Source organism: Sphingomonas sp. RIT328 (assembly GCF_000632225.1).
Lineage (GTDB): Bacteria > Pseudomonadota > Alphaproteobacteria > Sphingomonadales > Sphingomonadaceae > Sphingomonas > Sphingomonas kyungheensis.
This window is the reverse complement of sequence record NZ_JFYV01000054.1, coordinates 160,577-167,176: the sequence shown is the minus strand read 5'-3', so window position 1 is coordinate 167,176 and position 6,600 is coordinate 160,577. Positions and strand designations below refer to the sequence as shown.

The window sequence follows — 6,600 nt, the reverse complement described above, 5'->3', positions numbered from 1 at the left end:
CGCTGGTCGGCAGCGGGGAGGGGGCGCCGGGGCGGGCGATCCGTTATGCCGGGCTCGATATCGACGGGATCGATCGGGCGATCGTCGCCATCGCCGGGGACGGCGATCCCGCCAACACGCGCCGGGCGGCGCTTGCCAAGGCGCTCGCCGGCAAGGGCAATGCCGCGCGCTACGAAGCCTTTCTCGATCGCGTGCCGACGCTGATCGCGCGCGAGGCGCGCGGGCGCAGCGGTCCGCGTCTGAAGACCGCGATCGATGCGCAGGCTGCGGCGCGCGACCTCGCCGGCGCGGCGCTCGGCCTGTCGCTCGATGCGCAGGCGACGGTGTTCGAGATGGCGGCGATCGTCGCGACGCTGCGCTGAGCCCGCTTCACCTCGCCGGGTGGATCGACTAGGAGGCCGGCATGGCCGATCCTTATTATATCACGACCGCGATCCACTATCCCAACGGGCGTCCGCATATCGGCCATGCCTATGAGATGATCGCCGCCGATGCGATCGCCCGTTTCCAGCGGCAAGCGGGGCGCGACGTCCGCTTCCAGACGGGTACCGACGAACACGGCCTCAAGATGGCGCAGACCGCGCGCGCCCGGAACATGGAAACGCGCGCCTTCGCCGACGAAATGTCGTCGCATTTCAGCGGCATGGCCGACAAGCTCGGCATCAGCTACGATCGCTTCATCCGCACCGTCGAACCCGGTCATTACGCCGCCAGCCAGGCGATCTGGCGCGCGATGCGCGACGCGGGCGACCTCTATCTCGATCGGTACGAAGGCTGGTATTCGGTCCGCGACGAAGCCTTCTACGACGAGAAGGAGCTGGTCGACGGGGAAGGGGGGCAGCGCCTTTCGCCGCAGGGCACGCCGGTCGAATGGACCGCGGAGGAGACGTGGTTCTTCCGCCTGTCCAGATATCAGCAGCCGTTGCTCGACTTCTATGCCGCCAACCCGGACTTCATCCGGCCGGAGGCGCGTCGTAACGAGGTGATGCGCTTCGTCGAGGGCGGCCTGTCCGATCTGTCGGTGTCGCGGACCAGCTTCGACTGGGGCGTACCGGTGCCCGACAGCCCGGGCCATGTCATGTACGTCTGGGTCGACGCGCTCACCAACTATCTGACCGGCGCGGGCTATCCCGACGATTCCGCGTCGCTGGCGCGGTTCTGGCCGGCCGATCTGCATCTGATCGGCAAGGACATCACCCGCTTCCATACCGTCTATTGGCCGGCCTTCCTGATGTCGGCGCAGCTGCCGATCCCCAAGCAGGTGTTCGCGCATGGCTTCGTCCTGCACCGCGGTGAGAAGATGTCGAAGTCGGTCGGCAACGTCGTCAGCCCCGACGAGCTGACGGACGCGTTCGGTGTCGACGCGGTCCGCTACTTCCTGCTGCGCGACGTCAGTTTCGGTCAGGACGGCAGCTATTCGGCCGAGGCGATCGTCACGCGCGTCAATGCCGAACTCGCCAACAGCTTCGGCAATCTCGCGCAGCGCACCCTGTCGTTCATCGCCAAGAATCTGGCCGGCGCCTTCCCCGAGGCCGGGCGCAGTGACCCGGCCGATGCGATGCTGCTCGAAGAGGTCGTCGTCGCCTGCGCCGGCCTCACCTCGGCGTTCGGCGATCTGATGCTCAGCCAGGGGATCGAGGCGTGGATGCGCGGCGTCTTCGCCTGCAACCAATATATCGATGCACAGGCGCCATGGGCGCTGCGCAAGACGGATCCGGAGCGGATGCACGCGGTGCTCGGCACGCTGGTCCGTGCGATCCGCATGCTGGCGATCGCGATCCTGCCGGTGGTGCCGGAATCGGCGGGCAAGGTGCTCGACCAGATCGGTGCCGAGGCGCGCGATCACGCGGCAATCGACGATGACGGCTGGTACGGCCGCCAGGCGACATCGGGCTTCGTCATCGCACCGCCGTCGCCGATCTTCCCGCGGCTCGAACTGCCGGCCGCCGCGGCATGATGTTCGCGGATAGTCACTGCCACCTTAACTATAAGGGGGTGTTCGAGCAGCAACAGGACGTGCTCGGCCGCGCGCGCGCGCGCGGCGTCGGCGCGATGCTCAACATCTCGACGCGCGAGAGCGAGTGGGATGCGGTGATCGCCACCGCCGAACGCGAGCCCGACGTATGGGCGGCGATCGGCATCCACCCCAATGAAGCCGATCATTATCCTGACATCGGCCGCGCCACGCTGATCGCGCGCGCCGCGCACCCGCGCGTCGTCGCGATCGGCGAGACCGGCCTCGACTATTTCTACGAACGGTCCGACCGCATCCGTCAGCAGGCGAGCTTCCGCACGCATATCGCGGCGTGCCGCGAAACCGGTCTGCCGCTGATCGTCCATACCCGCGACGCCGAGGCGGATACGCTGGCGATCCTGCGCGACGAGATGGAGCAGGGGGCCTATACCGGCGTCATCCACTGCTTCACCGCGAGCGGCGCCTTCGCCGATGCGGCGCTCGCACTCGGTCTCTACATCTCGATTTCGGGCATCGTCACCTTCAAGAACGCGCGCGATCTGCAGGAGACGGCGGCGTGGCTGCCGATCGATCGCTTGCTGATCGAAACGGACGCACCGTTCCTCGCCCCGGTGCCCAACCGCGGCAAGCCCGGTGAGCCGGCGTTCGTCGCCGATACCGCCGCCTTCCTCGCCGCGTTGCGCGGAGAGCCGCTCGATATGCTGGCGGCGCGGACGGCGGACAATTTCTTCACGCTGTTCGGCAAGGCGCGCGGATGAAGGTCCGCATCCTCGGCTCCGGTACGTCATCGGGCGTGCCGCGGATCGGCAATGATTGGGGCGTGTGCGATCCCGCCGAGCCGCGCAACCGCCGCACCCGCGCGTCGATCCTCGTCGAGCATGAGGGCACCCGCATCCTCGTCGACACCGGGCCGGACATGCGCGAGCAGTTGCTCGCCGCGGAGGTGGCGGCGGTCGACGCGATCCTCTGGACGCACGATCACGCCGATCATTGCCACGGCATCGACGATGTCCGCCAGATCTTCCATGCGCGGGGCGCGCCGGTGCAGGGCTATGCCCGACAAAGCACGCTCGCGGCGCTGCGGGAGCGCTTCACCTATGTCTTCGCCGGGCGGCAGGGCTATCCACCGACGGTCGAGGCGGCGGAGCTGCCGGATCGCCTGACCATCGGTGGCATCACCATCGATGTGGTCGACCAGCCGCATGGCCGGATAAGCTCGGCCGGGCTGCGCTTCACCACGGACGATGCGGTCATCGGCTATGCGACCGATTTTCACGAGCTGACCCCGGCGATGCGCGCCCTTTATACCAACCTCGACGTGTGGATCGTCGACGCGCTGCGCTACGCACCGCATCCGACGCACCCCGACGTACCGACCGTCTTGCACTGGATCGAGGAGCTGCGTCCCCGCCGGTCAGCCTTCATACATATGGATCATTCCATGGACTATGCGACGCTCGTCGCGGCGCTGCCGCCGGGCGTCGAACCTGGCTATGACGGACTCGAATTTCGATTATGACACACGAACTGGGCGGCTCTGCATTATTCTATGTGGTGTTGCTTGGCTTGCCGATCGCGGCGCTGGTGGCGCGGCGCGTACCGATCGCCCGGATCGCCTTGTCGCTCGTCAGCTGGGCGGCAATCTTCGGGCTGCTCGCGATCGTCGTGGCACAGCGGGAGCGCTTTGATCCGTACCTCCAGCACGTCGCACGGCTGCTCAGAATCGAGGATCAGTCGGTCGCGGGCAAGGAGACGCGGATCCGGATGGCGCCCGACGGCCATTTCTGGGCGCGCGTGACGCTCGACGGCGTGTCGCGACGGATGCTCGTCGACAGTGGTGCGACGGTGACGGCGCTTTCGACGACTACGGCGCAGGCAGCCGCGCTCGACGTCCGCGACAGCGCATTTCCGATGATCCTCAACACCGCCAACGGCCAGATCCGTGCGCAGACCGCGACGGTGCGGGAGTTGCGGCTCGGCGATATCGCTGCACGGGATCTCGGCGTCGTCGTGTCGCCGGCCTTCGGGGACACCGATGTGCTCGGGATGAACTTCCTGTCGAAGCTGAAATCGTGGCGGGTGGAGGGCAGCACGCTGATCCTAGAGCCGCACCACCCGCAGGATTTTACATAATACATATTATCGAACTCGAGTAGCAGGGTCGAGCGGGCGCGGCGTACGCGCCCTCTCTTGCGTTCAGAAGTCGAGCGTCAACGATCCGGTGATCGTGCGCGGCGTGCCGAGGAACGCCGAACCACCGTCGCTGCCGGCAAGATAGCGCTTGTCGGTCAGGTTGTTCGCCTGGATCGTCAATGACAGACCCTTGAGCGGTCCGGCGACCTTGCCGAGATCCGCGCCGACATAGGCATCGACCAACAGAAAGCCGGCGCCACTCACATCGCCGCTGGTATCGAGGAAACGGTCGCCGACCTTCTTAGCCGCTGCGCCGGCTTTCAGCACCGATCCTTTATAGTCGCTCGCCAGCACCCACATCGTGCGTGGTGAATTGATCACCTGCCGCCCCGGCGTCACGCCGATATCGTCATCCTGCGCAGCATTGCCGGTGCCGATATACGTCGCGTGATTGTAGGTATAGCTGCCCGACAGCTTCAAAGCCGGCGTGAGGCGATAAGCCAGAGCGACCTCGATCCCGCGACTGCGTATGCCGCCGACGTTGAGATAGACGCTGCTCTGCTCGTTCAGATAATCGATCTCGCTGACGAGGTTGGCCGAGATCGACTGTATGTGATTGTTGAACTTGATGTCATAGCCGGTCAGCGACGCTTCCACCCGGCCGGCATTGTAGCGGCCGCCGATCTCGATATTGTTTGCCGTCTCCGGCTTGATCCGCGCGATCACCACACGCGGCTGGCCGAGCGGGCCATTGCCGATCGCGGCAAAATTCTGCGAGTAGCCGGCAAAGACTTCCAGTCCAGGCAGCGGCGCCTGCACCGTCACGCCCGCCGAGATCAACGGTTGCGAGTGCGAGCGCAGCGACGTGCTGGCCCGGTCGTTGAGCTGTTCGGCGCGGCGTTGATCGAGGAAGAATTGCTTGACGCCGAACCGCGCGCTCAGCCGACCGATCGTTATGGTGTCCTCGGCATAATACATGGCCTCGTCGACATCATAATCCGTGCTGTACTGCTCGTAATAGGCCGTCCCGTCGAACGCCATGCCGACCAGCGGATTGGTGACCTTGTGCCAGTCCCTGATCTGGTTGGCGCGGTCGCGTTCGAACCAGAAGCCGGCCCGCAGCAGGTTCTCCACACCGCCGAACTCGTGCATCCAGCCGGCATCGGTGGTGAAGCCGCCGCGTTCGCCGCGATAATGGGTATGGCGATAGGACATCACCGCCTGTGATCCACTCGGATAGCAGGCCGCTGCATAGCTCGGCGGCACGAGCGCAGTACCGGCGCACCCCTCGTTCATGGTCGCCGCGACCCCGGTCGGCGTGACGAAATAGATCTTGCCGAGCGGCGCACCACCGATCCGGGTGGGCTGCGAACCCGTATATTCGCTTTCGGAAGCGCCCACGCCGTCCTGACGGACATCGACCAGATAGGGCGGCAGGAAATCGCCGCGACCCCGGAGCCGATGGTAATAACCGGTCAGCGACAGCGCCACCTCGCCGATATGGGTATCGCTCTTGAGATAGCCGAACAGGTTGCGCCGCAAGGCCCGCGATCCGGCACGGTAGCTCTGGTCGATGTACGGGACGCCGGTCCAGTGATCGGTATAGGCATCGTGGTTCGGATCACTGGCGAAGGAGTCAGGCGAGACAGATCCGAATTCCGCTTCATCGGCATCGTCGTATGACAGCCAAGCCGTGAGATTGACCGCGGCGATCGTGCTCTTCAGCTTGCCCTCGACATGGTCGCGGCGCGTCTCACCGGCCCCGCCGATCCAGTCCCGGACCCGCGATGTGGAAGCGCTGACGAAGGCGCGCGTGGACGGCGCGATGTCGCCCGTATCGACGCGCGCGTAGAGCTTGCGCGCACTGAAGTCACCACCCGCCGCCGTGAAGCGATACCGACGCTCGGCCGCCGGATCGTCGGTGACGTAATCGAGCGTACCGCCGAGCGCCTCGTTCGATCGCGACGCGATGTCCGCGGTGCCCTGCGACACGCGCACCGTCTTGAGATCGAGCAAGTCGATATAGCGGTTGGCGCGGGCACCGCCGCCATAGCCGGACCCGCCATTGGGAAGGCCGTCGATCGTCGAGCCGATCTGCTGACCGCCCCCGCCCCCGCTGCTGAACCCGCGGATGCTGATCGAGGTCGCCCAGTCGGACGAACCGAACGCATCGCCCTCAGCAACGAAAACGCCGGGCAGCTCCTTGATGACATCGTTGACGCTGGTCAGCGCCGACTGGCGGCTGATCATCGCATTGGTCACCTGCGTGTTCGCAAAGGTCACCGCCCTGCCCGTAACGACGACCTCCTGATCGTCACCGGCGTCCCGCGACTGTGCCGGCACGCTGCCGCCGGCCGGCACAGTTTGAGCTCGGGCAGGACCCGACGCTGCCGCGATCGCAATGATCGCAGCGCCATATTTCAACATGATATTCATCCCCCGCATGATAGCGTGACCGTTGATCCGGTTCGCGGGCGCCGTGTCATACCTCC

At 65.8% G+C, this 6,600-nt stretch carries 5 protein-coding genes and 1 pseudogene; 5 read left to right on the top strand and 1 reads right to left on the bottom strand.

The annotated features are described in order from the left end of the window. From BW41_RS18505 to BW41_RS18485, 5 genes and pseudogenes are all read left to right on the top strand, one after another. A pseudogene (locus BW41_RS18505) lies at nucleotides 1-362 on the top strand (DNA polymerase III subunit delta'); the annotation flags it as partial. A 41-nt stretch (nucleotides 363-403) separates the two neighbouring features. After that, complete coding sequence (gene metG, locus BW41_RS18500; RefSeq protein WP_037536457.1) at nucleotides 404-1,957, top strand: methionine--tRNA ligase; 1,554 nt, start codon at nucleotides 404-406, stop codon at nucleotides 1,955-1,957. Continuing rightward, nucleotides 1,957-2,733, top strand: coding sequence for a TatD family hydrolase (locus BW41_RS18495; protein WP_037536508.1), 777 nt, complete (start codon nucleotides 1,957-1,959; stop codon nucleotides 2,731-2,733). The genes metG and BW41_RS18495 overlap by 1 nt, the downstream gene beginning before the upstream one ends. Next, nucleotides 2,730-3,494, top strand: a complete 765-nt coding sequence (locus tag BW41_RS18490) for an MBL fold metallo-hydrolase (RefSeq protein WP_037536455.1) — start codon at nucleotides 2,730-2,732, stop codon at nucleotides 3,492-3,494. Before BW41_RS18495 ends, BW41_RS18490 begins: the two co-directional genes overlap by 4 nt. Next, nucleotides 3,491-4,108 carry a retropepsin-like aspartic protease family protein gene (locus BW41_RS18485; RefSeq protein WP_037536453.1) on the top strand — a complete coding sequence of 206 codons (618 nt, stop codon included), beginning with the start codon at nucleotides 3,491-3,493 and terminating at the stop codon, nucleotides 4,106-4,108. The genes BW41_RS18490 and BW41_RS18485 overlap by 4 nt, the downstream gene beginning before the upstream one ends. Before the next feature lie 63 nt (nucleotides 4,109-4,171). Here the strand turns inward: BW41_RS18485 and BW41_RS18480 are convergent, their stop codons facing one another. Further along, the gene (locus tag BW41_RS18480) at nucleotides 4,172-6,544 is read right to left on the bottom strand and encodes a TonB-dependent receptor (RefSeq protein ID WP_200870469.1); all 2,373 of its coding nucleotides are present in this window, start codon (nucleotides 6,542-6,544) and stop codon (nucleotides 4,172-4,174) included. Nucleotides 6,545-6,600: the final 56 nt, after the last annotated feature.